The sequence below is a fragment of the Marinobacter sp. DUT-3 genome, from assembly GCF_050379435.1.
Taxonomy (GTDB): domain Bacteria; phylum Pseudomonadota; class Gammaproteobacteria; order Pseudomonadales; family Oleiphilaceae; genus Marinobacter.
Map to the genome: position 1 here is coordinate 13471 of NZ_JBNRMG010000003.1, position 24324 is coordinate 37794.

At 58.9% G+C, this 24324-nt stretch carries 23 protein-coding genes and 1 other RNA gene; 21 read left to right on the forward strand and 3 right to left on the reverse strand.

Annotated elements, in window-relative coordinates:
* Positions 1–127 precede the first annotated feature (127 nt).
* From petA to ACQUWM_RS05390, 5 genes are all read left to right on the forward strand, one after another.
* Entirely contained in the window at positions 128–724 is a 597-nt protein-coding gene (gene petA / locus ACQUWM_RS05370) for a ubiquinol-cytochrome c reductase iron-sulfur subunit (protein WP_428921454.1), read from the forward strand.
* Entirely contained in the window at positions 724–1956 is a 1233-nt protein-coding gene (locus ACQUWM_RS05375; RefSeq protein ID WP_407000077.1) for a cytochrome b, read from the forward strand. Before petA ends, ACQUWM_RS05375 begins: the two co-directional genes overlap by 1 nt.
* On the forward strand, positions 1956–2711 hold the full coding sequence (locus ACQUWM_RS05380; RefSeq protein WP_428921455.1) for a cytochrome c1: 756 nt from the start codon (positions 1956–1958) through the stop codon (positions 2709–2711). Before ACQUWM_RS05375 ends, ACQUWM_RS05380 begins: the two co-directional genes overlap by 1 nt.
* A 108-nt stretch (positions 2712–2819) precedes the next feature.
* A complete protein-coding gene (locus tag ACQUWM_RS05385) occupies positions 2820–3449 on the forward strand; it encodes a glutathione S-transferase N-terminal domain-containing protein (RefSeq protein WP_406985986.1) in 630 nt (209 codons plus the stop codon).
* Positions 3450–3512: 63 nt separating this feature from the next.
* Positions 3513–3926, forward strand: coding sequence for a ClpXP protease specificity-enhancing factor (locus ACQUWM_RS05390; protein WP_407000102.1), 414 nt, complete (start codon positions 3513–3515; stop codon positions 3924–3926).
* Positions 3927–3968: 42 nt separating this feature from the next.
* On the opposite strand, the gene ACQUWM_RS05395 is transcribed toward ACQUWM_RS05390, so the two are convergent.
* From ACQUWM_RS05395 to ACQUWM_RS05405, 3 genes are read right to left on the reverse strand one after another with little or no spacing between them, the layout of a single operon-like run.
* Positions 3969–4559, reverse strand: coding sequence for an SIS domain-containing protein (locus ACQUWM_RS05395; protein WP_407000073.1), 591 nt, complete (start codon positions 4557–4559; stop codon positions 3969–3971).
* A gap of 2 nt (positions 4560–4561) precedes the next feature.
* Positions 4562–4933 carry a YraN family protein gene (locus ACQUWM_RS05400; RefSeq protein WP_407000071.1) on the reverse strand — a complete coding sequence of 124 codons (372 nt, stop codon included), beginning with the start codon at positions 4931–4933 and terminating at the stop codon, positions 4562–4564.
* A 24-nt stretch (positions 4934–4957) separates the two neighbouring features.
* The gene (locus ACQUWM_RS05405; RefSeq protein ID WP_428921456.1) at positions 4958–6862 is read right to left on the reverse strand and encodes a penicillin-binding protein activator; all 1905 of its coding nucleotides are present in this window, start codon (positions 6860–6862) and stop codon (positions 4958–4960) included.
* A 118-nt stretch (positions 6863–6980) separates the two neighbouring features.
* Between ACQUWM_RS05405 and rsmI the strand changes: the two genes are divergently transcribed.
* From rsmI to ftsA, 16 genes are all read left to right on the forward strand, one after another.
* Entirely contained in the window at positions 6981–7853 is an 873-nt protein-coding gene (gene rsmI, locus ACQUWM_RS05410) for a 16S rRNA (cytidine(1402)-2'-O)-methyltransferase (protein ID WP_428921457.1), read from the forward strand.
* A gap of 50 nt (positions 7854–7903) precedes the next feature.
* An RNA gene (gene rnpB, locus ACQUWM_RS05415) (RNase P RNA component class A) lies at positions 7904–8253 on the forward strand.
* Between the two features lie 298 nt (positions 8254–8551).
* Entirely contained in the window at positions 8552–9004 is a 453-nt protein-coding gene (gene mraZ, locus ACQUWM_RS05420; protein ID WP_406985999.1) for a division/cell wall cluster transcriptional repressor MraZ, read from the forward strand.
* On the forward strand, positions 9001–9987 hold the full coding sequence (gene rsmH / locus ACQUWM_RS05425; protein ID WP_428921458.1) for a 16S rRNA (cytosine(1402)-N(4))-methyltransferase RsmH: 987 nt from the start codon (positions 9001–9003) through the stop codon (positions 9985–9987). The genes mraZ and rsmH overlap by 4 nt, the downstream gene beginning before the upstream one ends.
* 2 nt (positions 9988–9989) lie before the next feature.
* Complete coding sequence (gene ftsL / locus ACQUWM_RS05430; protein WP_428921808.1) at positions 9990–10394, forward strand: cell division protein FtsL; 405 nt, start codon at positions 9990–9992, stop codon at positions 10392–10394.
* 32 nt (positions 10395–10426) lie between these two features.
* Positions 10427–12166, forward strand: a complete 1740-nt coding sequence (locus ACQUWM_RS05435) for a peptidoglycan D,D-transpeptidase FtsI family protein (RefSeq protein WP_428921459.1) — start codon at positions 10427–10429, stop codon at positions 12164–12166.
* 3 nt (positions 12167–12169) lie between these two features.
* Complete coding sequence (locus tag ACQUWM_RS05440) at positions 12170–13654, forward strand: UDP-N-acetylmuramoyl-L-alanyl-D-glutamate--2,6-diaminopimelate ligase (RefSeq protein ID WP_428921460.1); 1485 nt, start codon at positions 12170–12172, stop codon at positions 13652–13654.
* Positions 13651–15042 carry a UDP-N-acetylmuramoyl-tripeptide--D-alanyl-D-alanine ligase gene (locus ACQUWM_RS05445; protein WP_428921461.1) on the forward strand — a complete coding sequence of 464 codons (1392 nt, stop codon included), beginning with the start codon at positions 13651–13653 and terminating at the stop codon, positions 15040–15042. The genes ACQUWM_RS05440 and ACQUWM_RS05445 overlap by 4 nt, the downstream gene beginning before the upstream one ends.
* Positions 15027–16112, forward strand: a complete 1086-nt coding sequence (gene mraY / locus ACQUWM_RS05450; RefSeq protein WP_407000057.1) for a phospho-N-acetylmuramoyl-pentapeptide-transferase — start codon at positions 15027–15029, stop codon at positions 16110–16112. Before ACQUWM_RS05445 ends, mraY begins: the two co-directional genes overlap by 16 nt.
* Positions 16113–16127: 15 nt before the next feature.
* On the forward strand, positions 16128–17468 hold the full coding sequence (gene murD, locus ACQUWM_RS05455; RefSeq protein WP_428921462.1) for a UDP-N-acetylmuramoyl-L-alanine--D-glutamate ligase: 1341 nt from the start codon (positions 16128–16130) through the stop codon (positions 17466–17468).
* Entirely contained in the window at positions 17468–18667 is a 1200-nt protein-coding gene (gene ftsW, locus ACQUWM_RS05460) for a putative lipid II flippase FtsW (protein WP_428921463.1), read from the forward strand. The genes murD and ftsW overlap by 1 nt, the downstream gene beginning before the upstream one ends.
* Entirely contained in the window at positions 18660–19745 is a 1086-nt protein-coding gene (gene murG / locus ACQUWM_RS05465) for an undecaprenyldiphospho-muramoylpentapeptide beta-N-acetylglucosaminyltransferase (RefSeq protein ID WP_428921464.1), read from the forward strand. The genes ftsW and murG overlap by 8 nt, the downstream gene beginning before the upstream one ends.
* On the forward strand, positions 19738–21183 hold the full coding sequence (gene murC, locus ACQUWM_RS05470; protein ID WP_428921465.1) for a UDP-N-acetylmuramate--L-alanine ligase: 1446 nt from the start codon (positions 19738–19740) through the stop codon (positions 21181–21183). The genes murG and murC overlap by 8 nt, the downstream gene beginning before the upstream one ends.
* Positions 21184–21193: 10 nt before the next feature.
* Positions 21194–22150: a D-alanine--D-alanine ligase gene (locus tag ACQUWM_RS05475; protein ID WP_407000098.1), complete on the forward strand. Its 957-nt coding sequence runs from the start codon at positions 21194–21196 to the stop codon at positions 22148–22150.
* Positions 22143–22982 (forward strand): cell division protein FtsQ/DivIB, encoded by an 840-nt coding sequence (locus tag ACQUWM_RS05480; RefSeq protein ID WP_428921466.1) that lies wholly within the window; start codon positions 22143–22145, stop codon positions 22980–22982. The genes ACQUWM_RS05475 and ACQUWM_RS05480 overlap by 8 nt, the downstream gene beginning before the upstream one ends.
* 36 nt (positions 22983–23018) lie before the next feature.
* Positions 23019–24254 carry a cell division protein FtsA gene (gene ftsA / locus ACQUWM_RS05485; RefSeq protein WP_213479051.1) on the forward strand — a complete coding sequence of 412 codons (1236 nt, stop codon included), beginning with the start codon at positions 23019–23021 and terminating at the stop codon, positions 24252–24254.
* Positions 24255–24324: the final 70 nt, after the last annotated feature.

Below are 24324 nucleotides of genomic sequence, written 5' to 3' on the forward strand. Positions count from 1 at the left end.
ACTTGTAAGGTCAGGGTAATTTCATTACCATTTGTGCGCTTATAATTTTGGGTTGTGAAGTCCTTTATGAAGTGTGGCAGCGCCGATTCGCGGTGCTCTGCGCCTCGCCTGATGGGAGAAAACCATAATGAGTAATGGCGACGTGAGCCAAGGCCGGCGCCGGTTTCTGATCGGTGCTACGTCGGTGGTAGGTGGAGTCGGCGTCGTCGGTGCGGCAGTCCCTTTCGTGGCGTCCTGGAATCCCAGCGCCAAAGCGGAAGCAGCTGGTGCGCCGGTTACCGCTAATGTCAGTAAACTGGAGCCGGGTCAGCAGATGACCGTGGAGTGGCGGGGTAAGCCTGTCTGGGTTATCCGCCGTACGCAGGAAATGCTGGACAACATTGAGAAGCTGAACGATGAGGTCAAGGATCCTCAGTCAGAGGACGCCGCTCAGCCTGCCTACATTGAAGGCATTTACCGTGCCGTTAAGGAAGAATACGTGGTTCTGGTGGGTATCTGTACGCACCTTGGCTGCTCGCCGCAGTTCCGTCCCGAAGTATCTCCTGCCGATCTGGGAGAGGGCTGGCTGGGCGGATTCTACTGCGCCTGTCACGGTTCCCGCTACGATCTGGCCGGACGTGTCTTTGCAAACCAGCCGGCACCGCAGAACCTGGAGGTTCCTCCGTATCGTTTCGATGATGAGAACACTCTGACCATAGGTCTTGATCCGGAGGGGGCAGCGTAATGCAAAAGCTAGTATCCTGGATTGATGAGCGTCTTCCGGTTGTTGACGCCTGGAACAAACACGTTGGCAAGTATTACGCGCCAAAAAACTTCAACATGTGGTACTTCTTTGGCTCACTGGCCATGCTGGTGCTGGTCAATCAGCTGATTACCGGTATCTGGCTGACCATGAGTTACAACCCGACCGCCGAGGGCGCCTTTGCGTCGGTTGAATACATCATGCGTGATGTCGAGTGGGGCTGGTTGCTCCGCTACTTGCACTCCACCGGTGCGTCGGCGTTCTTCGTGGTGGTTTACCTCCACATGTTCCGTGGTCTGATGTATGGCTCCTACCAGAAGCCCCGGGAGCTGATCTGGATCTTCGGCATGTTGATCTACCTGGTGTTGATGGCGGAAGCCTTTATGGGCTACCTGCTGCCCTGGGGGCAGATGTCCTACTGGGGTGCTCAGGTTATCGTTAACCTGTTTGGTGCCATTCCGGTTATCGGTGATGATCTGTCCCTGTGGATTCGCGGTGACTATCTGATCTCCGGCATCACCCTGAACCGTTTCTTTGCGCTCCACGTGGTCGCTCTGCCGATCGTTCTCCTTGGTCTTGTCGTGCTGCACATCCTCGCGCTCCATGAAGTGGGTTCCAATAACCCCGATGGCATCGATATCAAGAAGAACAAAGACGAGAACGGTATCCCCAAAGATGGTATTCCTTTCCATCCGTATTACACCGTCCATGACTTGCTCGGTGTGGGTGTGTTCTTCTTCATTTTCTTTATCGTGGTGTTCTACTTCCCGGAGATGGGCGGCCTGTTCCTGGAGAAGCCGAACTTCGAACCTGCCAACGCTCTGAAGACGCCGGATCATATCGCGCCGGTATGGTACTTCACGCCATTCTACGCAATGTTGCGGGCGGTGACCGTGGATCTGTTCGGTCTCGATGCGAAGTTCTGGGGTGTTGTCGTCATGGGTGCGGCCATCGCTATCCTGTTTGTTCTGCCCTGGCTTGACCGGAGCCCGGTACGTTCCATGCGTTACAAGGGCTGGATCAGCAAGATTGCCCTGGCGATCTTTGCCGTCAGCTTTGTGATTCTGGGCTACCTGGGTATCGTACCGGCAACAGAAGGGCGGACCATCGTTGCTCAGATTCTGACAACGCTGTACTTCCTCTACTTCATTCTCATGCCGTTCTACACGCGCATGGAGAAAACCAAGCCAGTACCAGAGAGGGTGACAGGATAATGAGAAAGCTGATTTTTGGTCTTTTCATCGCGATCCTGCCAGCCCTCGGGCTGGCAGCGGGTGCCGCCGTGCCTCTGGACACCATGGAGCCTGATCACGCTAACAAGGCATCTCTTCAGCGTGGTGCGGCCTTGTTCACCAACTATTGCATGGGTTGCCACTCTGCCGAGTTTGCACGTTACAAGCGTGTTTCCGACGATCTGGGTATTCCAGCAGAGCTATACGAGGAGAATCTGATCTTCACTGGTGCCAAGATTGGCGAGCTGATGAAGGTTTCTATGAGCAAGGACCAGTCCGCTGACTGGTTTGGTGCGCCTCCTCCTGACCTGACCCTGGAGTCCCGTCTGCGTGGCGAGAGCTGGATTTACTCCTACCTTCGGGGGTTCTACAAGGACGACACCCGCCCACTCGGCGTGAACAATGTTGTCTTTGAAAATGTTGGTATGCCCCATGTTATGGCTGACTTGCAGGGGCTGTGTGCGGTTGAACCCAGAATTGGTGAGGGTTCCAGCGTTGATCCGTTGAGCGGTAACATTAACAATGCCGATGTCTGCCCTGAATATGCCATTGAGGGCAGCATGTCTGCAGCGGAGTTTGATCGGGCAATGTACGACCTGACCAACTTCCTGTCCTATATGGGCGACCCGGTGAAACAGGAGCGTGAACGTCTGGGGATCTTCGTACTGATCTTCGTGGCGATCTTCTTTATTTTCGCCTACCTGCTCAATCGGGAGTACTGGAAGGACGTACACTGAGATTTCAGGTATAATCTCGTACCCTGAGTTCCAGCGGGCAATCGCCGGCCCGCTGGATTTTTGCGTTTTTCAGGATCATTTCGGTTTGTTTACTCGTGAGGTAGTTCTATGGGCGTTGTGACCAAGCGGTCATCAATGACGTTTTTCTCGGACCCGGCCAGCCATTACAGTCATCGTGTACGCATTGTACTGGCAGAGAAGGGTGTAACGGTTGATGTCGTCGATGTTGACCCGGATAACCCCCCGGCGGAGTTGGCCGACCTTAATCCGTATAATGCCCTGCCTACCCTGGTGGATCGTGATCTGGTTCTCTATGAGCCGAATATCATGATGGAATATCTGGATGAGCGTTTTCCCCATCCGCCGTTGCTGCCGGTGTATCCGGTCGCGCGGGCCAATAGCCGGCTGATGATCCATCGGATCCAGAAAGACTGGTGTGGCCTGGTAGACCAGATCCTGGCGCAACCGGGAGCCAAGGCTTCCGAGGCTGCCCGCAAGGAGCTGCGGGAAAGCCTGCTGGCGACAGCCCCCCTGTTCGGAGAGATGCCATTCTTCCTGTCCGAAGAGTTCACGATCGTGGATTGTTGTATCGCTCCGATCCTCTGGCGTCTTCCGGCTCTGGGGATTGAGCTTGACGACAAGCAGGCCAAGCCATTACAGAAATACATGGAAAGTATCTTCAGTCGTGAGGGGTTCAAGGCGAGCCTTTCCGATCTGGAAGAAGATATCCGTAGCTAACACAGCAATGCAGGGCCTGAAGAACGGGTCAGGAGAAAGGCAGTGCCTGATAGCAAAGTTACCATGACGTCCAGTCGCCCTTACCTTGTCAGGGCGTTCAATGAGTGGGTCCTGGACAATGACTGTACTCCCTATATCGTCGTTGATGCGGGTGTGCAGGGGGTTCAGGTGCCAACCGAGCATGTTGCCAATGGTCAGATCGTCCTGAACATCAGTCCGGGCGCGGTGCGTGGGCTGGTGATCGGTAACGGTGCGTTGGAGTTCAGCGCCCGGTTTGGTGGCGTTCCGATGCAGGTGTTTATACCGTTGCAGGCGGTCATGGCCATTTATGCCAAGGAGAATGGAGAAGGGATGGTGTTTGGCAGCGAGCCGGGCTCCCCCGATCCTGATGACGACGGTACCCATGATTCCGGGGGAAGTGGTCAAAGCTCCGGAGAGCGTCCGTCAGGTCGTCCAACACTGAAGGTCGTCAAATAGACGTCCAGAAGTAAAAAAGCCAGCATCCCGCTGGCTTTTTTATTACCCGCCGAAAAGTTTGCCGTCGATCAGTCCGCAGAGGGCATTGATAATGACAAGCAGCAATGGCGTCGCTGCGGTGGCGGACAGGTTGTCCAGGGCTATTTCATGGTCCTCCGGGTGGAGAAGGGAGGTGATGTCGGATTTTTCCTTCGCGCTCAGAACCACTACCCGCATTTCCCGGTCATGGGCGGCCTGGATGGCCTGAATAAGGTTTGCTTTGTGCCCGTCATCCACAATGACAAAGAGCAGGTCATCGGCCTTTCCAATGGCGCGAACCTGCCTGGAAAACGTGTCATTAAAACGATTGTCGCGACAGATCGCGGAGTAGGTGGTGGCGTCAGCGCCGAGGTTGATGGCGGGGAGTGCTGGCCGGTCGTTTTCAAAGCGGTTCAGCAGCGCCGTGCAGAAGTACTGGGCAAGGATGTTGGCATTCCCGTTGGCGCAGGTGATGATCTTGCCGTCGCTCAGGAGGGTGTGCACAAAGGCATCCGCCGCTGCTTCAATGGCGGGCGCTGTCGTGCTGGCAGCGTGGGCAGTGTGCTCCATGTGCGCAGCAAACCACTGGTTGATCTGTTGTTCGGTATCGGTCATGTTCACGCCTGAATTGCATTTTTTATCCATTGTACCCGGTATTTTTTGATATCGCCGGGCGCGATCGCAATGACATCAATGCGGCTGGGCACGTTCCAGAGTCCGTTCCGATGCAGATAAAAGGATGCTGCTTTCACCAGTCTGCGCTGTTTTTCCCGGGTTACAGACTCCGCGCCGCCACTGAAGCTGCCATGGCCGCGGTAGCGGACTTCGAAGAAGACCAGTGATTCACCGTCGCGGCCGATGAGGTCAATTTCGCCACCACGACTGAACACGTTGCGTTCCAGGATGGTGACGCCGCGGCTCTGCAGATATCTTGCGGCGACAGCCTCTGTGTGGTTCCCAATGGCTTTGCTGCCTGGTTTGCCGTCCATGGCGAGTTTCCCGTTTTCTGGTGGTTATTCTTCTTCCCTGGTGATGTCATCTTCCGGCCCGGATGTTAACAATTCTGGCGTTCCGCCCGAGAAGCGTGCCCACAGCTGTTGGCGGTGAATGCTCCCTTGCGGCGCCATGGTCAGAACCCCGGTCTGACCCTTGATGCTCGATCCTTCGACCTGCCGCAGAAGTGGCAGGCGCTTGCTCAGGTTCCACGCATCCGCGCCCATGGCGAACAATCTGCCCAGTTGGCCCCGCATGTCCGGTAGTGCCTGGAGCGCAGTATTGCGGAACTCGTTTTCGTCATCAAGAACCCAGGGAATGTCAGTGAAGATGACGTTGTTGAGGTCGCGATCCCGAGAGGGATCCTCATTGCCCTCATACACCATGGATGGTGAATACACGGGAAGGTCACCGCCAAAATAGAAAGCAAACAATGGCTTGAACTGCCTGGCAATGGTGGGTTCGGCGACCATCACCACGGCATCCGCGTCTTGCCTGCGACGGGGTTCAAACTCGACATTCACCCCTGCAGTGCGCTCTACATCAATCGCCCGCTCACGGGAAGCGGTGATGCCGAGTAAGTCGGCGGTTACTGCCCGGAAATTGTCTTCCTTGAAGTAGCGTTCAATGTCCAGTGCGATACTGCCATTCTCCGCCATGCGCTCCAGCAGCGCGGATTCCAGGCGGTCCCCCCATTCACCCTGGGGAATCAATGCCAGTATCTGGTCATTGTTTTCGCTGGCAAGCCGGTCGGCGATCTGGCGGGCTTCGTCTTCGGCGGAGAGGCCAAACTGGTATAGGCCGGATGGTGCTTCAGAGCCCTGTGGCAGATAGTTCAGGCCAAGTACCGGTACTGGCATGGACTCCATCTCGGCGAGGCTGGCCAGTGCCTCTTTTTCCAGCGGGCCGACAACAAGATCCTGCCCGTCCGCCGCAAACTCCTGATAGAGGTCCCGGAAGTCCTTGCCGGAAGAATCGACTACCCGAATCTCGGTTTTGCTGCGGTCGGCGGACTGGTCATCATAGTAGGCGGCAAAAAAGCCGTCTCTGATGGCTTTGCCTGCGTTTGCCAGTGGGCCATCTAGCGGCAGTGCGAGTGTGATTCGCTCTGGCCGGGTCTCGGCCAGGCTGGCGATCAACTGAAGCTCGGAAGGCATGGCGATGGCGGCGGGATGCCCTGGCCAGTTGCTTTGCCACTGGCGTACTGTGCGACCCTGCTCGTCCAGGTTCATGCCGGGTTCCCTCAGCATACCGGCAAGCTCTATCCAGCCCTGGCCTTCATATCCGATGATCTGACCGCTGTCCTCTGATAGCTGCTTGTCTGAAGTAGCCTTGAGCGCTTGCCAGATGCGGTCGTGGATTTCCTGCATATCCTGGCGGGAGTCGGATTGCGCAAGCAGTATCAGGGTAGCTGCGGCGGACAGGTTGTCGCCGGCCAGCTGCAGGGTGTCGGCCTGCAGATTGGCAGCGCGCGCCATCAGGCCTCGCTCATAGTTCAGGAACTGGTCTGGTTTCAGGCTGCTGGAGAGTTCGTCGGCCCATGCCCGATCCTCCAGGGCAGTGGCACTGCCCATCGAAAGTAACAGATACTGATCCATCAGGTTGCCAGTAGGCTGGCTCAGCAGGTCGCTCTGTAGAATGATTCGTGCGGCTTGGTGATCACCTTGATTCTGGAACCGGTCTGCTGTGCGTAGCAGGTATTTCTGAGCCTCGTTCCGGTCACTATGGCCACTTGCGGTCTCAATAGCCTCGCTGGCGGTTTCGGCCACCTCGGACTCCAGGTTGACGCTGGCACATCCGGCGGCCAGCATTGTCAGTAGCAGAACGGTGATGAAAGTTCTCGGGGTCAGACAGTGTTTGGTCATGGCGGGCTCACGATACTCCGGGTAAATACGCTTGTGACGCTGGATAAACGACGGCATCATGCCGGGAGCCCGGAATTTGGCGGGCTCCCCTGTATCATTCTCAGGCTGGCAAGTTTAACAGCTCCCGGGCCATTTCACATGACGTTGGTGTCATGGTCCCCAGGCAAGAGAGGCATAAGTGAAATCAGACCCCGGTTCCCAGGCCAGGTCAGGCACCCTATACATTGTGGCAACGCCCATTGGTAATCTGGAGGACCTGTCCCCCAGGGCGTCCTCAACGCTGGCAAGTGTCGCCGTAATTGCCGCTGAGGATACGCGCCACAGTGGCCGGCTGTTGCAACACCTTGGTATCAGCAAGCCGATGCTGGCGCTTCATGATCATAACGAGCGCGACAGGGCTTCCCGATTGCTCGATCGACTGGAATCCGGGGAGGATGTGGCGCTGGTATCCGATGCCGGTACGCCGTTGATTTCTGACCCGGGTTATGTGCTGGTGCGCCAGGCGAGAGAGCGGGGTATCAGGGTGAGCCCGGTTCCCGGTCCTTGCGCCTTGGTAACCGCCCTGAGCGCGGCCGGCCTGCCTACGGATCGTTTTCTGTTTGCTGGCTTTTTGCCTTCCAAACGTGGCGCCCGTCGGTCCGAGCTGGAGGCGTTGGCTGCGGAGACGGCTACGCTGGTCTTCTATGAGTCGCCCCACCGGATCCTGGAAACCGTTGCTGAAATTCGCGATGTGATGGGGGGGGAGCGCGAAATCGTCCTTGGTCGCGAACTTACGAAAACCTTCGAAACCTTCTACGCCGGGCCGGCGGGTGAGGTCTGTCAGGTTATTGAGGCGGACCCCAACGGGGCTCGTGGTGAGTTTGTGGTGATGATCCATGGGGTGCGACGTGAGTCGGACATGGATGACACTGGGGCTGTCGATACGGATAAACTGTTGCAGTTGCTGGCGGCTGAGTTGCCGGTCAAGAAGGTGGCGAAGATAGCCGCGGAACTGACGGGGCGCTCCAAAAACGAATTGTATCAGCGCGTGTTAGCCCTGAAACCGGAGTGAGTGAGCGGGTTTCGCTTGCACGCTTTCGTTCGCAGGAGTATTGTCGTGCCCGAGCTCGCCAGACAGTCGCCGCCAGTACGCTGGGGGAGGAAAGTCCGGGCTCCGCAGGGCAAGGTGCCAGGTAACGCCTGGGCGGCGTGAGCCGACGGAAAGTGCAACAGAAAGCAGACCGCCTAAGCGCCTTCGGGCGCCGGTAAGGGTGAAACGGTGCGGTAAGAGCGCACCGCGTGACTGGCAACAGTTCACGGCGATGGTAAACCCCACCTGGAGCAAGACCAAATAGGAATCCAATGGCGTGGCCCGCGCTGGATTCGGGTAGGTTGCTTGAGGCCTGTGGTGACGCAGGCCCTAGATGAATGACTGTCCACGACAGAACCCGGCTTACCGGCGAGCTCGTTTTTCCTGCCTTTGCTGTTTGTCATTCTCAGACGGCGCCTTTTATAGCCAAAAAATCTTAAACCTCACTTGCCATCTTCAGACCTTTTTGCAGGTCTATGATTTTTATCCCTTTCTTTTTCGTAATCCGTGTCCTCTGGTGAATCCTGAGCTGTAACCTCTTGTCATAAAAGGAACTTTTACAGGTGCGACGCCGTTAGCGGCGCTTGCATTGTGTATTGCGTGTTTCTATAGTGTGCAGAAGTGGGAAAAAGTGGTTTTTAGTGGTTTTTTTTGGTTTCTGAACCCCAGAGTCGGTGCAAATGAGCAATTTTCTTGGCAGTCATGCCATCAATATGGATGCGAAGGGTCGCTTGGCGATTCCCGCCAAGGTGCGTGAGGAACTCGCGCAAGCCTGTGGTGGTCGCATTGTATTGACTGCCAATGCTGATGAAGAGCGCTGTCTGTTGGTGTATCCAGAGCCGGAATGGGAAATCCTCCGGCCCAAGATTGAAGCCTTGCCCAATATGAACAAAGCGGCCCGTCGGCTGCAGCGCCTGATTCTGGGTAATGCTGCGCCCATGGAGCTTGATGGCGCGGGGCGCATTCTTGTTCCGCCTACACTGCGCAGTTATGCGCACCTGGAGAAAAAACTGATGCTGATCGGGCAAGGCAAAAAGCTGGAGCTCTGGAGCGAAGAGCGCTGGTTCGCCTGGCTGGATGAGTCCTCGGACGACGAAGACATGCCGCCAGAGATGGAGGCACTTTCCTTATGACCTCCGAGCGCAAGCAGGGGGCTGCGGGCCAGAAGTTCTCGCATCGCTCCGTGCTCCTGGATTCGGCGGTCGATTATCTGATTAATGACCCCGATGGTTTGTACGTCGATGGCACCTTTGGTCGTGGTGGCCACAGTCGTTTGGTGCTCGGAAAGCTCGGGGAGCAGGGCCGGTTACTGGGAATAGACAAGGATCCCGAGGCAATTCGGGCGGCCCGTGAGCTGGCTTCCGAGGATACACGCTTCTCCTGTTATCACGGATCTTTTGCCGAGCTTGATGCGGCTATCCGGGAGCAGGGATGGGAAAGCGTGAACGGAGTGTTGCTGGATCTGGGGGTGTCTTCGCCGCAACTGGATGACGCCGCCCGTGGATTCAGCTTCATGCGCGATGGTCCGTTGGATATGCGCATGAATCCCGAGCAGGAGCCCAGCGCCGCGCAATGGCTGGCGAAGGCCGAGGAACGCGAAATTGCGGACGTCATCTACCGCTACGGAGAGGAGCGTTTCTCCCGTCGCATCGCTCGCCGAGTTGTCGAGCGTCGGCAGGAAACGCCGCTGCAGACCACCCGGGAGCTGGCGGAACTGGTCAGTCAGGCGGTCCCGAAAAAGGAAAAAAACAAGCATCCCGCAACCCGGACATTTCAGGCAATCCGGATTTTTATCAATCGGGAGCTTGAGGATCTGGAGGTGGTGCTTGCTGCGGCGGCGGAGCGGCTTGTACCGGGTGGGCGTCTGGTGGTGATCAGTTTCCACTCGCTGGAGGATCGTTTGGTCAAGCGGTTCATGCGGGATATTGCCCGTGGGCCCAGGTTGCCAAAAGGGGTGCCGGTGACGGCTGCCGAGGAGGCCTCGGAGTTTCGTTTGATCGGCAAGGCCAATAAAGCCAATACGGAAGAAGTGAGCGATAACGTTCGGGCGCGAAGTGCAGTCATGAGAGTGCTTGAGCGTGTTCATAACAATCAGGGTTTGCAGGGGAGCGCATGAGTATGGGCGCCATAGCTATTGAGCCAGCGGTCAAGACCGCGGGTCTGAACAAACAGAAGGTCAAGGACGGGCTGGCGAGTGCGGTTCGTGTGTCGCAGCAGGTTTTTGAGTCGTTGCAACAGAAACGGGTGCTGATTTCCGTTGCGCTGGTGGGCTTGCTGATTGCGTCTTCCATTGGCGTGGTTGTGAGTGCCCATGAGAACCGGGAGTTGTTCAACACTTTGTCGCAGCTCCAGGGTGAGCGGGATCAGTACCAGCGGGAATGGAGTCAGTTGCTGCTGGAGCAGAGTGCGTTAAGCGCCCATAGTCGGGTGGAAGCTCTTGCGGCCCAACGCTTTGGAATGGTTGTGCCCGGTAAAGAGGATATCGTGCTGGTGCCGCTGATGACGCCGGTAGCGGGTCTTTGAACACTGATAATAATTAACTCAGGGTGACTGCTTTGTCCGATCAGGGAAAGAATTCAACATGGAGTCAGCGATTGGCTGCCGGGCTGAAAGCCTGGCGCTATGGCTCTGTGCTGGGCGTTTTCCTGGTTGTGGTGGTCGCTCTCGGCTGGCGCCTGGTGGACCTGCATGTAGTCGATAACGAATTCCTGCGCAAACAGGGCGATGTGCGCACTATCCGCGTGGAATCCATCGATGCCCACCGGGGCGTTATCACGGATCGTCATGGGGAATCCCTGGCTGTCAGCACGCCGGTACAGACGGTGTGGGCCAATCCATCCGAACTGGGTCCGGATGAACCCCGTTTAAGTCATCTGGCGCGCCTGTTGGACATCAATGAAGCTCGTTTGCGGCAGCGGCTGGCGTCCTATGAAGGTCGTGAGTTCATGTACCTGCGTCGTAAGATCCAGCCGGGCCTTGCCGAACAGGCGTTGGCGCTGGGTATCCCTGGGGTCTACAGCCGTCAGGAATATCGCAGGTATTACCCGGCGGGCGAGGTGACTTCCCATGTGGTCGGGTTTGCCAACATAGATGAAAGCGGGCAGGAAGGCATAGAGCTGGCCTACAACCAGTGGCTGAGTGGCGAGAGTGGCCGCAAGCGGGTGCTCAAGGATAATCGTGGCCGGGTCATCAAGGATCTGACGCTGATCCGTGATGCCAGACCCGGAAGAGATCTCGCCTTAAGCATTGATCTGCGCCTGCAGTACCTGGCCTATCGGGAGCTCAAGGCGGTTGTCGGAGCACACAGTGCCCGCGGCGGAACCCTGGTCATGCTGGATGTGGATACCGGGGAAGTGCTGGCGATGGTTAACCAGGGCTCCTACAACCCCAATGACCGCAGTCAGTTGAGTGCGGACCGGTTGCGGAACAAAGCCATTACGGATCTGTTTGAGCCCGGTTCCACCATGAAACCGGTCACTATGGCGGCGGCCCTGGAGTCTGGAAAGTTCAATCACAACAGCACGATTGATACAGCGCCGGGTTATCGGCGCTTTGGTCGTTTTACCATCCGCGACAGTCGCAATTACGGCGTGATAGACATGACCACCATCATTTCCAAGTCCAGCAACGTGGGGATGAGCCGAATTGCCACAGAGCTTGGTGGTGACGTCATCCGGGATCTTTACTCCCGCCTCGGTATTGGCCAGCCGACAGGAATCGGGTTCCCTGGCGAAGCCGTTGGCGTTCTGCCGGCACCGCCCAAGTGGCGCCCCGTTGAAGAGGCGACATTGTCCTATGGCTATGGCATGAGCGTGAACGCCCTGCAGCTGGCGCAGGCATACATGGTGCTGGCCAATGGCGGCATTCGCTATCCATTGAGTCTGCTGAAGCGGGAAGAGCGGCCACCGGGGGAACGCGTGCTGTCTGAAAAGGTCTCATTTCAGATACGGGAAATGCTGCGCGAAGCCGTTGAGCATGGCACGGGCAAACGCGCGCAGCCGGGTTTTTATTCTGCCGGCGGCAAGACTGGCACCGTGCACCTGGTGGGGAAAGGTGGCTATCAAGACAGTCAGTACAAGGCCATCTTCGCCGGTATGGCACCTATTGATCATCCGAGAATCGTAACAGTGGTGGCGGTAGACGCACCTCAATCCGGTGAGTACTACGGTGGCGAAGTGGCCGCACCGGTATTTGCCAGAGTCATGAGCGATGCGCTGCGGCTGCTGAATGTGAAACCGGAACTGGAAGTCGGTGACGCACCAGCAGGACCGAAAACACCCGGGGAGCGGGGGTAAGCTATGTGTATCACATCACTCAGCACATTGTTACAGGGTATCGCACCGGTACCGTCGGTCTTCGACGTGACCATCCATGGCTTGCAAACGGACAGCCGGAAGGTAACGTCGGGGGATGCCTTTATTGCGCTGGCTGGCAGCCAGACGCCTGCCGATCATTATGTCGATCAGGCCGTGGCGGCGGGAGCAACCGTCATTATTCTTGAGGTCGATGAGCCCGGCGAGTGCCGTGAACACCACGGTGCCCTGATCGTTCCTGTCACCGGCCTGCGAAGCAAGCTGGGCAAGATTGCCGATCGATTTTTCGAGCACCCCTCCCAGCGCTTGCGCCTGATCGGGGTGACCGGAACCAATGGCAAAACCTCGGTCAGTCAGTACATCGCACAGCTGCTCCAGCAGACCGGAACACCCTGTGGGGTGCTGGGTACCCTGGGGTACGGCATGCCGGGTGCGCTTCAGGTGGCATCCCACACCACGCCGGATGTGGTTCAGGTCAACCGGGTGTTATCCCGGATCCTGGCGCAGGGCGGCCGTGCCGCGGCGATGGAAGTGTCTTCCCACGCGCTTGCCCAGGGCAGGATTGACCGGCTCACCCTGACGGGTGCCGTGTTTACCAACCTGACCCGGGACCATCTTGACTATCACGGCTCCATGGAAGCCTACGGCGCGGCCAAGGCCCGACTGTTTGAACGAGAGGAGCTGCACTTCGCCGTGGTCAATTTTGATGACCCGTTCGGACGACAGCTTTACGAGCAGCTTGAAGGCAAATGTGATCGTGTGCGCTACAGCCTGCACGAGGCCCAGACGGAATTGTGGCTGACGGAATTCGAGCCAACCCTGCACGGATTCAGTGCTTCGGTGGATGGCGAATGGGGCGCGTTCGACATCAGTGTGCCGTTGATGGGCAGCTTCAACGCCAGCAACGTGCTTGCGGCGATGGCAGCCGTGCTCAGTCTTGGCGTGCCGGTAGAGCGGGTTCAGAAAGCCGTCGAGTCGCTACAACCCCCGCCCGGTCGGCTGGAACCGTTCACCGGCGCCAATGGCGTGCGTGTGGTGGTGGATTATGCCCACACACCGGATGCCCTGGCCAATGCGCTGGCGGCGCTTCGCCCCCATGTAAAAGGCCGGTTGTTCTGTGTGTTCGGTTGTGGTGGTGACCGGGACAGCGGCAAGCGTCCCGAAATGGCGGCGGAAGCGGAAAAGGGTGCGGATGTCGTCGTGGTGACTGATGACAACCCCCGCGGTGAGCATCCGGACGCCATTGCCCGCGATATTCTGGAAGGGTTTTCAGATCCGGACCAGGTTGCGGTGATTCATGATCGCGCTGAGGCGATTGCCCGAACGGTCCGTCAGGCTGGCGAGGGTGATGTCGTGCTGATCGCTGGCAAGGGCCATGAGACCTACCAGGAAATCGCCGGGCAGAGGAGTCATTTCAGCGACGCGGAACAGGTTCGTCATATTCTCCAGCTCAATGGAGGTGTGGCGTGATTCGCGCCTTCTCGCTGGCGGAAGCCATCGCGATGACAGGCGGCCAGTGTCGGGCGGCCGACGCCGGGCAGCGCCTGTTTTCCGGTGTTTCCACGGATACCCGCAGGATTGGCCGTGGGGATCTGTTTCTGGCGCTGCGGGGCGAACACTTTGACGGTCACCAGTTCCTTGCGACCGCTCGGGATGCCGGCGCCGTGGGTGCGGTGGTGGATACCGAAGACCGGTCCGTGGATATACCGCAGATTGTGGTCGCGGACACTGTGGAGGCATTGGCGCAGCTGGCAGCCGGTAATCGTAACGAGAGTGCCGCTCGGTTTGTGGCGGTCACCGGCAGCAGCGGCAAAACCACGGTTCGGGAAATGGTGGCGTCCATTCTGTCACAGATGGGAACCACCCTGGCGACAGAGGGCAATCTGAACAACCACATCGGAGTTCCTCTCACCCTGTTCCGGCTGGAGAAGGAACACCGTTTTGGCGCCATTGAGCTGGGCGCCAGTGGGCTGGGGGAAATTGCCCACACAGTGGCGATTACCCGTCCGGACGCGGCCATCCTGACCAATGCCGGTCAGGCCCACCTGGAGGGGTTCGGCAGTTACGAGAACATTGTCCGCGCCAAAGGCGAGATCATTGATGGCGTTGGCCCCGACGGACTGGTGGTCCTTAACGGAGATGACCCTGCGTTTGGCGTCTGGCAGCAGCGGGCGGGGGAACGGAGGGTCGTTGCCGTCAGTGGTAAGGTCCGGGACTCAGTGGATTATTACCCATCCGGGATCAGCGTTGATATCGATGGACAAAGTTTCATCGCACACGGCGCCGATGACTGGCAGTGTAGCGTCTCCCTGGCTCTCCAGGGCGAACACAATATCACCAATGCCCTTCTGGCTATCGCGGCTACCCGTGAGCTCGGGGCGACGGATGACGCCATCCGCGAGGGGCTGGCGGCGTTGGAGGCAGTGAAGGGGCGGTTGCAGATGGTGGCGCTGTCCGGAGATCTGACGCTGATCGACGACAGTTATAACGCCAACCCGTCGTCCATGAAGGCCGCCATCGATGTTCTGGCGGCCAGGCCGGGTACCCGCGTAGCGGTATTTGGCGCCATGGCGGAGCTCGGGCCCGAGAGCCTGGCGTTGCATCGCGACGTGGGCGCCCATGCCCGCGACCGCGGGATAGAGCGTCTGGTGGTCGTGGGCCCGGGATGTGAGGGGTATGTCGAAGGTTTTGGGAAAACGGCTGAAAAATGCCCGTCCCACAATGATGCCGTGGACCGCCTGTTGGCTGGCCCGCAGCTTCCGATGACCGTTTTGGTCAAGGGTTCTCGCAGTTCCGCCATGGATCGCGTGGTGGAGGGAATGAAAGAAAAGGTGAATAACTCATGCTGCTCTGGCTAACAGAGGTTCTATCACAATATTTTACCGCCCTGACGGTGTTTCAGTATCTGACGCTGCGCGGGATTCTGGGCACGCTGACGGCGTTGGCCATATCGCTGCTGATCGGTCCGGTGATGATTCGCAAACTGAGTCAGTATCAGATCGGTCAGGCGGTGCGTGACGACGGTCCGCAGACGCATCTGAGCAAGGCCGGAACGCCCACCATGGGAGGCGCGCTGATCCTGGTTGCCATTGGCATCAGTACCCTGCTGTGGGCGGATCTCAGCAACCGCTATGTGTGGGTGACGATTCTGGTCACGCTGCTATTCGGCGCTATCGGCTGGGTCGACGATTACCGCAAGGTTGTGGAGCGCAATCCGCGGGGCCTGCCGGGCCGCTGGAAATACTTCTGGCAATCGGTGATTGGTGGCGCCGCAGCGGTTGCGTTGTTCTTCAGTTCTTCGTTGCCACAGGAAACGTCGTTGTATGTGCCCTTTTTCAAGAGCGTATCGCTGACCCTCGGCCCGGTGATTTTTATCCTGCTGACCTATTTCGTGATTGTCGGCAGCAGCAACGCGGTCAACCTGACGGATGGCCTGGACGGCCTGGCGATTATGCCAACGGTCATGGTAGCCGGCGCACTGGGTCTGTTTGCCTATCTGTCCGGCCATGCCCAGTTTGCCAATTACCTGCTGATTCCGCACTTGCCGGGTACCGGGGAACTGATTGTGTTCTGTGGCGCCCTCGTTGGCGCCGGCCTCGGCTTTCTCTGGTTCAACACCTACCCGGCCCAGGTGTTCATGGGTGATGTAGGTGCCTTGGCCCTTGGGGCAGCCTTGGGGGTCGTGGCCGTGATCGTCCGCCAGGAAATTGTGCTGTTCATCATGGGCGGGGTGTTCGTCATGGAAACCGTATCGGTGATCCTGCAGGTGGCGTCCTACCGGCTGACCGGTCGGAGGATCTTCCGCATGGCGCCGTTGCATCACCATTTTGAATTGAAAGGCTGGCCCGAGCCACGAGTTATCGTGCGTTTCTGGGTCGTTACTGTGGTTCTGGTTCTGATTGGCATTGCCAGTCTGAAACTGCGATAGGGGAATGGCGTCTCTATGAGTGTCATCGTGTCAGATCGCCGCACACTGGTCGTGGGGCTCGGTAAAACCGGGCTTTCCTGCGTGCGCTATCTGTGCGGGCAGGGGCGCGAAATTGCCGTGGCTGACAGTCGTCAAAATCCGCCAGGTCTGGACGAGCTGAAGTCCGGTTGGCCAGACGTGCCGGTACAAACCGGACCGTTCGATGAGCAGTGGTTTGCCGGCTTCAATGAGCTGGTGGTCAGCCCCGGGGTCAGTGTGGAAACGCCTGCCATCCGGGCGGCGGTGGCCGGGGGTGCGAAGATCCGCGGCGATATCGATCTGTTTGCCGAGGCTGCGGATGCTCCCATTGTTGCCATTACCGGCTCCAACGGTAAAACCACGGTCACCACGTTGCTGGGTGAGATGGCAAGGGCGGCGGGGCGCCGGGTCGAAGTGGGCGGTAATATCGGTACCCCGGCACTGGACCTGTTGGGGCGTCAGGCTGACCTGTATGTGCTGGAACTCTCCAGCTTCCAGCTGGAAACGACCGATGAGTTGAATGCCCTGGCGGCCACGGTACTGAATGTCAGTGACGACCACATGGACCGTTATCCGTCCAAGATGGCCTACTTCCAGGCCAAACAACGTATTTTCCGGGGCTGCCAGAACGCCATTGTGAATCTGGACGATGCCCTGAGCACGCCGATGGCACGGGATAACCTGAGGTTCCTGTGCTTCGGTTTTCACCGTGTGAATCCGGATACGTTCAGTACCCGTGACGATGATCAGGGCACCTGGATCACCTTCGGTTTTGACAACCTGTTGCTGGCGGAAGAGCTCAAACTCCTGGGCCGCCACAATATCAGCAACGTCATGGCTGCGCTGGCGTTGGGGCAGGCGGCTGGTTTGCCGATGGAAACCATGTTGACGGTGGCGCGGGAGTTTCGAGGCCTGCCGCATCGGTGTGAGTTCGTGCGCCGGGTCAATGATGTGGATTACATCAACGACTCCAAGGGCACCAACGTTGGCGCTACGGCTGCAGCTATCGAGAGCCTGGCCCCGGAGGACGGGAAAATCGTTCTGATCGCAGGTGGCGATGGCAAGGGGGCTGACTTTTTGCCACTTGAAGTGCCGGTCACCCTGCATTGCCGCGCGGTGGTGCTGATCGGCCGGGATGCCAGCCGCATTGCTGAAAACCTTGGAACGGCGGCGGTGATTGCCCATGCGGAAAGCATGGCGGACGCGGTTGTCCAGGCGGCAAACCTGGCTCTGCCAGGGGATCGGGTGTTGTTGTCCCCGGCCTGTGCGAGTTTTGACATGTTCCGCGACTACAACGATCGCGGGGATCAGTTCCGGCAACAAGTGGAGGGGCTGTGATGCAGACTGATTTCACACTCCCGAGCCGGCAACAGCTGTTCAGTGATCTGCGACCACTGCCACTGTTGATACTCAGTTCCGTGGCCCTGTTGGTCATGGGGGTGGTCATGATCTCCTCTGCCTCCATGGATATAGCGGCGGAAACCGTCGGCAACAGCTACCACTACGTGATCCGGCAATTGATTTTCGCCGGTATCGGGTGCTTTCTGGCTCTGGTGGCAGTGAATGTCCCCGTATCCTGGTGGGAGCGTAGCGGATGGCTTCTGCTGGGTGTCGGCTTGCTGGTACTGGTGCTGGTGCTCACCCCCCTGGGGCGGACCGTCAACGGCTCCACTCGATGGATCCCGTTCGGACTGTTCAATGTCCAGGTGTCGGAAGTGGCCAAACTGTGTCTGATCGCCTACCTGGCCGGGTATGTGGTTCGGCGCCGTGATGAGTTGCTGAACACCTGGCCAGGCTTTATCAAGCCCCTGGTCGTGTTGGCTGTGGCTTCGATGTTGCTGGTTATTCAGCCGGATTTCGGCGCCACGGTGGTACTGGTGAGCGCGGCCGCCGGCATGATTTTCCTGAGCGGCGTCCGGCTGACCCGGTTTATGCCGCTGATCGGGACCCTGGTGGTTCTCGGCGTGGTGTTGGTGGTAACCCAGCCGTATCGCCTCAAGCGGGTGGTCAGCTATCTCGATCCCTGGAAAGATCAGTTTGACACCGGCTATCAGTTGACCCAGTCACTAATCGCCTTCGGGCGCGGTGAGTGGGCTGGCGTCGGGCTGGGCAACTCGGTGCAGAAGCTGTTCTATCTGCCGGAGGCTCACACGGATTTCATCTTCGCCATCATTGCCGAGGAGTTCGGTTTGATGGGATCGCTGGTTGTACTGGGGCTGTTTACGGTTCTGGTGGTAACGGGCTTCGTAATTGCCCGACGCGCCGAGTTGGCCAATATGCCATTTGCCGCGTGTTTCTCCTACGGCATTACGCTACTGATTGGCCTGCAGGCCGGAATCAACATGGCGGTGAGTACCGGATTGTTGCCGACCAAAGGGCTGACCCTGCCGCTGGTCAGTTACGGCGGATCGAGCCTGATGATTACCTGCATCTCCCTGGGCATCCTGGCGCGCGTGGAAATGGAGCGCCTGGATCGGGAGCGGCTGGCCCGGGAAAAAACCGGAAAGCGGGTCAGGGGAGGCGCAGTGTATGACTGACAAGCGTCGTTTCCTGATGATGGCCGGCGGCACCGGTGGGCATGTGTTCCCGGCACTGGCGACCGCACGGGCTCTGCAGCAAAAGGGCCACGAGGTGTTCTGGCTCGGCTCCGCGGGTGGTATGGAAGAGCGTCTGATCGACGAAACCGACATTCCGCTGTCGCTGGTTCACGTCTCCGGGCTGCGGGGCAAAGGCAAACTGGCGTTGCTGGCAGCGCCTTTCCGGCTGATGCGCGGTCTAGGCGAAGCCTTCACCGTCATTCGCAGAATCCGGCCCGATTGTGTGGTCGGTATGGGTGGTTTCGTCACCGGGCCCGGGGGGCTCGCCGCGTGGCTGAACCGTATCCCGCTGGTGATCCATGAGCAGAATGCCGTGGCCGGTATGACCAACCGTCTACTGGTGCGTTTCGCCGAAACCGTTCTGGAAGCGTTCCCGGGCAGCTTCGGTGACAAGGTCGTGACTCGCTGTACCGGTAATCCTGTAAGGCAGGATCTGGCGGAACTGGCCGCGCCGGAGCAGCGGATGGCGCAGCGGGAAGGGCCACTGCGTTTGCTGGTGGTCGGTGGCAGCCTGGGTGCGCAGGTTTTTAACCAGCAGGTGCCCGAGGCCCTGGCGAAACTCCCGCAAGCCGAACGGCCAGTGGTGCGACACCAGTGTGGTGAAAAACATGCGGATGCTGCCCGGGATGCCTATGAGCAAAATGGGGTTGAGGCGTCCGTGGAACCGTTTATCAAGGATATGGCGGAAGCCTACAGCTGGGCGGATCTGGTGTTGTGTCGCTCCGGCGCCCTGACCGTATCGGAGCTCTGTGTGGCGGGCCTGGGGGCGATCCTGGTGCCTTTCCCCCATGCCGTGGACGATCACCAGACCATGAATGGCCAGCACATGGTAAGCGCTCAGGCGGCGGTTCTTGTTCCGCAGCCGAAGCTGAACCCGCAATCGCTGGCGGAAACGTTACGGGATCTGTCGAACGACCGGTCCCGGGTACTGAACATGGCGAAGGCTGCGCGATCGCTGGCCCGCCCGGATGCAACGGAGAGAGTCGTGAATTACTGTCTGGAGGCCGCCAATGGCTGACGCAACCAACCCGCCGCTGGTCTATCAGGTGCCGGAAATGCGCCGTATTCGTCATATCCATTTTGTGGGTATTGGCGGTGCCGGCATGAGCGGTATTGCCGAGGTCCTCAAGAATCAGGGCTACGATGTATCGGGTTCTGATATTCGCGAAGGCGCGGTGACCGACCGGCTGAAGGCCATGGGCGTTGAAGTCCACATCGGCCACCGGGAGTCGAACAGCGCCAAGGCGGACGTAGTGGTGGTATCCACCGCTGTATCCGGTGATAACCCGGAAGTGGCAGCGGCCCGCAGCCGGCGGGTGCCGATTGTGCCCCGTGCCGAGATGCTGGCGGAAATCATGCGCTATCGCCATGGTATTGCGGTGGCGGGCACTCACGGTAAAACCACCACCACCAGCCTGATTGCCTCGGTACTGGGCGAAGCCGGGCTGGATCCCACCTTTGTGATCGGTGGCAAGCTGAACAGCGCCGGCACCAACGCCCAATTGGGCGGTTCCCGATATCTGGTGGCAGAGGCGGACGAAAGCGACGCGTCTTTCCTTCACCTGACGCCGGTTATCTCGGTGGTAACGAACATCGAAGCCGATCACATGGACACATACGGTGGTGATGTCGAGCGCCTGAAACAGACTTTCGTCGATTTCCTGCACAACCTGCCGTTCTACGGCGTTGCGGTGATGTGTGTGGACGATGGCTACGTGCGGGAGATTATCCCGCGCATCTCCAGGGCGATTATTACCTACGGCATCGACAACCCGGAAGCGGATTACCGTGCTGAACAGATCAGCTCCGACGGTTTGCGTACTCACTTCCTGGTACGCCGGCCGGGTGGCCGGGCGGACCTGCAGGTGGAGCTGAAGATGCCGGGCCGTCACAACGTACTGAATGCCCTGGCGGCCATTGCGGTCGCCACTGATGAGGGTGTTGATGACGCGGCTATTTGTAGCGGATTGGCCGGATTTGCAGGCGTGGGCCGACGGTTCCAAGTGTATGGCGACTATCAGACCCCCAACGGCACCATCACGCTGGTGGACGATTACGGTCATCACCCGACCGAAGTGGAAGCGGTTATTCGCGCAGCGCACGATGCCTGGCCCGAGCGTCGTCTGGTGATGCTTTACCAGCCCCACCGTTACACCCGTACCCGGGATCTTTACGAAGATTTCGTACGGGTGCTGTCGGAGGTGGACGGACTGTTGCTGATGGATGTGTATTCCGCTGGCGAGCCCGCGATTCCCGGAGCCGATGGCCGGGCTCTGTGCCGTAGCATTCGTCAGCGCGGGAATGTAGAGCCGGTGTTTGTGGAAGACAACAGTGAAATTGAACAGTTGCTGGCCAATACCTTGCGGGACGGGGATCTGCTGATTACCCAGGGTGCCGGGGATATTGGCGGCGTTGCTGCCCGCCTCGCGGCGGCAGGAGTGATTGCCAGTGAGTGATGCAAAGCGCATGGATACACAGGGTTATCAGGCGGCGCCGGAAACCGTGCGGGCGCTCGGTCGCGTGGCTGTGTTCATGGGTGGTGATTCCGCGGAGCGGGAAGTGTCCCTGAAAAGCGGGAACGCGGTCCTGGCCGCGCTGCAGTCCGCCGGCGTCGACGCCTACGGCGTTGACGTCAAGGGGTGCCTGTTGCGTACGGTGGACAGCCCGGAGTTTGATCGGGTGTTCATAGCACTTCATGGCCGTGGCGGTGAAGACGGAACCCTGCAGGCGATTCTGTCCCAGGCTGGTATTCCCTACACCGGCAGCGAAATGCTGGCTTCCGCTCTGGCGATGGACAAGCTGCGCACCAAATACGTGTTTGAGGGTTGCGGTCTGCCGACGCCAAAGTTTCGCGCCATGGGAGCGGTGAGTGAAGTCGACGACATTCTGCGGAACCTGTCGTTGCCCCTGAGCGTCAAGCCATCCCGCGAGGGATCGAGCATTGGCATTCGCAAGGTGACCAATCGCGACGAACTGGTGGAAGCCTATCAGGAGGCTTGCACGCTGGACTCGCTGGTACTGGTGGAAGAGTGGGTTGAAGGTCCGGAGTTTACGGTCAGCCTGCTGCAGGACCAGGCGCTGCCAGCCATCGGGTTGAGCACCGATCATGTGTTCTACGACTACGAGGCAAAGTACGAGGCGGACGACACCCGTTATCGCATTCCCTGTGGCCTTGATCCGGAGACTGAACTGGAGTTGCAGCATCTGGCCCTGGACGCCTTCCGGGTCGTTGGCTGTCGCACCTGGGGGCGAGTGGACATCATGCAGGACCGCGATGGCGGTTTCTGGTTGCTGGAAGTCAACACTGTTCCGGGGATGACGGATCACAGCCTGGTACCGATGGCCGCAAGAGCGGCGGGTATCAGCTTTGAAGAACTGGTTGTACGGATTCTCAAGGACACCCTGGAGGACAGCCATGCTTGACAGCCTTCTGATCCGGAGCCGGGCGGTACCGCCCGATCCCCCTCGGCGGCGGGGGGCAACGACCCTGGGACCAGAGCGGAACCGGTTCGGATTGTTGAAGGCAGTGCTGGCGGCCGTGCCCTGGCTACAGGTTGGTATGGGCGCCGCGATTGTTCTGGCAGCGGCGATGGTGCCCTGGGGGACCAGCCAGGTGCTGAGTGCGATGGATCGCCAGATCATGGGTATTGATGTGACCGGCACCCTGGTGGGCGAGAGTCGCACCGACCTGGAGCGTAAGGCGGGGGACTGGATTGGCAAGAGTTTCTTTGCCACGGATCTGTCTGAAATCAAGAGCTCTCTCGAGCGGCGTCCGTGGGTGGAATCGGCAGCCGTGCGCCGGGTCTGGCCGGATCGGCTGGAAATCGAGATTCGCGAAAAGAAGCCGCTGGCTTACTGGAACGCAGACCGGCTGGTGAGTCGTGCCGGCGAATTGTTTTCTCCGGACAACCCGGAAGTGGCAGGCCGGTTACCCAGGCTTGCCGGCCCGGATGAGCGGGTCAAGGACGTGATTCGCATGGCTCGAACCATGAGCGATACCTTGACGGGGCATGGCCTTGGTTTTGCTGGCTTGACTCTGGAACAACGGGGCGCCTGGACCCTCAGCCTGGCCAACGGCATTGAAGTGGTGCTGGGGCGTGATCAGGTGGAAGAGCGCTTTACGCGTTTTCTTACAGTGTATGAAAACCGGCTGATCTCCCGTGCGGATGAAGTCAGTCGGGTGGATGCCCGCTACACCAATGGTGTGGCGGTGAAGTGGAAGTCGGAAGCGTCTGGCTCCGGAAAAAAATCATAGCAACGTCAAATTCAGACCTACGGTTTGGTGAAACACATGTCATCGGTTGAAACGGAAAACATGATTGTCGGCCTCGATATCGGAACCTCGAAGGTGGTTGCGATTGTCGGCAAGCGCAAGATGGACGGGACCATTGAGGTGGTGGGCATCGGCTCGCACCCGTCACGGGGGCTGAAGCGTGGTGTGGTGGTGAATATCGAAACCACCGTGCAAGCCATCCAGCGCGCGGTTGAAGAAGCCGAACTCATGGCGGGGTGTCGGATTCACTCGGTGTATGCCGGCATTGCTGGCAGTCACATCAAGAGTCTCAACTCCCACGGCATTGTCGCCATCCGTGACCGGGAAGTGACCCAGGCGGATATCGACCGGGTGATTGACGCGGCTCAGGCGGTGGCCATTCCGGCGGACCAGAAAATCCTGCACATACTGCCGCAGGAGTTCGTCATCGATAGCCAGGAAGGCATCAAGGAGCCCATGGGCATGTCCGGCGTGCGTCTGGAAGCCAAGGTGCATCTGGTGACCTGTGCCGTGAATGCCGCCCAGAACATTGAGAAGTGTGTGAAGCGCTGCGGCCTGGAGGTGGATGACATCATTCTGGAGCAGCTGGCGTCGAGCCACGCCATCCTGACGGAAGATGAAAAAGAGTTGGGCGTGTGTGTGGTTGATATTGGTGGCGGCACCACCGACATCGCCGTGTTCACCGGCGGTGCGATTCGTCACACCGCGGTGATTCCCATTGCCGGGGATCAGGTCACCAATGACATTGCCATGGCCCTGCGCACACCCACGCAGAATGCCGAAGAAATCAAGATCAAGTATGCCTGCGCACTGACCCAACTGGCCGGTGCGGATGAAACCATCAAGGTGCCCAGTGTCGGAGACCGCGCACCGCGGGACCTGTCGCGTCAGGCCCTGGCGGAAGTGGTTGAGCCCCGCTACGAGGAGCTTTTCACCCTCGTGCAGTCGGAGCTGAGACGGTCCGGATTCGAGGATCTGATTCCCGCAGGCATCGTGATTACAGGCGGTTCCTCCACCATGGAAGGGGTGGTGGAGCTGGCCGAAGAGATCTTCCACATGCCGGTAAGGCTGGCCTGTCCGCAGGCGGTCTCCGGTATGACGGAAGTGGTCAACAATCCGATCTACGCCACCGGCGTGGGGTTGTTGATTCATGGTTTCCGCCAGATGGATCTGGGGCGGACGCCGGTGCTCAAGGGTGAAGACGCACCCTCGCTGTTGGAGCGCATGAAAGCCTGGTTTACCGGTCACTTCTGACGGTTCCGGGGTAGCAGTAAACGAAGGTATCTCGAAAACACAATCTCGAACAAACAGCCTGGAACAAGGC

What these genes read in the sequence shown, in the direction of transcription:
- petA (WP_428921454.1), top strand. Translation starts at nt 128, where the DNA reads ATGAGTAATGGCGACGTGAGCCAAGGCCGGCGCCGGTTTCTGATCGGT.
- ACQUWM_RS05375 (WP_407000077.1), top strand. Translation starts at nt 724, where the DNA reads ATGCAAAAGCTAGTATCCTGGATTGATGAGCGTCTTCCGGTTGTTGAC.
- ACQUWM_RS05380 (WP_428921455.1), top strand. Translation starts at nt 1,956, where the DNA reads ATGAGAAAGCTGATTTTTGGTCTTTTCATCGCGATCCTGCCAGCCCTC.
- ACQUWM_RS05385 (WP_406985986.1), top strand. Translation starts at nt 2,820, where the DNA reads ATGGGCGTTGTGACCAAGCGGTCATCAATGACGTTTTTCTCGGACCCG.
- ACQUWM_RS05390 (WP_407000102.1), top strand. Translation starts at nt 3,513, where the DNA reads ATGACGTCCAGTCGCCCTTACCTTGTCAGGGCGTTCAATGAGTGGGTC.
- ACQUWM_RS05395 (WP_407000073.1), bottom strand. Translation starts at nt 4,559, where the DNA reads ATGACCGATACCGAACAACAGATCAACCAGTGGTTTGCTGCGCACATG.
- ACQUWM_RS05400 (WP_407000071.1), bottom strand. Translation starts at nt 4,933, where the DNA reads ATGGACGGCAAACCAGGCAGCAAAGCCATTGGGAACCACACAGAGGCT.
- ACQUWM_RS05405 (WP_428921456.1), bottom strand. Translation starts at nt 6,862, where the DNA reads ATGATGCCGTCGTTTATCCAGCGTCACAAGCGTATTTACCCGGAGTAT.
- mraZ (WP_406985999.1), top strand. Translation starts at nt 8,552, where the DNA reads ATGAGCAATTTTCTTGGCAGTCATGCCATCAATATGGATGCGAAGGGT.
- rsmH (WP_428921458.1), top strand. Translation starts at nt 9,001, where the DNA reads ATGACCTCCGAGCGCAAGCAGGGGGCTGCGGGCCAGAAGTTCTCGCAT.
- ftsL (WP_428921808.1), top strand. Translation starts at nt 9,990, where the DNA reads ATGGGCGCCATAGCTATTGAGCCAGCGGTCAAGACCGCGGGTCTGAAC.
- ACQUWM_RS05440 (WP_428921460.1), top strand. Translation starts at nt 12,170, where the DNA reads ATGTGTATCACATCACTCAGCACATTGTTACAGGGTATCGCACCGGTA.
- mraY (WP_407000057.1), top strand. Translation starts at nt 15,027, where the DNA reads ATGCTGCTCTGGCTAACAGAGGTTCTATCACAATATTTTACCGCCCTG.
- murD (WP_428921462.1), top strand. Translation starts at nt 16,128, where the DNA reads ATGAGTGTCATCGTGTCAGATCGCCGCACACTGGTCGTGGGGCTCGGT.
- ftsW (WP_428921463.1), top strand. Translation starts at nt 17,468, where the DNA reads ATGCAGACTGATTTCACACTCCCGAGCCGGCAACAGCTGTTCAGTGAT.
- murG (WP_428921464.1), top strand. Translation starts at nt 18,660, where the DNA reads ATGACTGACAAGCGTCGTTTCCTGATGATGGCCGGCGGCACCGGTGGG.
- murC (WP_428921465.1), top strand. Translation starts at nt 19,738, where the DNA reads ATGGCTGACGCAACCAACCCGCCGCTGGTCTATCAGGTGCCGGAAATG.
- ACQUWM_RS05475 (WP_407000098.1), top strand. Translation starts at nt 21,194, where the DNA reads ATGGATACACAGGGTTATCAGGCGGCGCCGGAAACCGTGCGGGCGCTC.
- ACQUWM_RS05480 (WP_428921466.1), top strand. Translation starts at nt 22,143, where the DNA reads ATGCTTGACAGCCTTCTGATCCGGAGCCGGGCGGTACCGCCCGATCCC.
- ftsA (WP_213479051.1), top strand. Translation starts at nt 23,019, where the DNA reads ATGTCATCGGTTGAAACGGAAAACATGATTGTCGGCCTCGATATCGGA.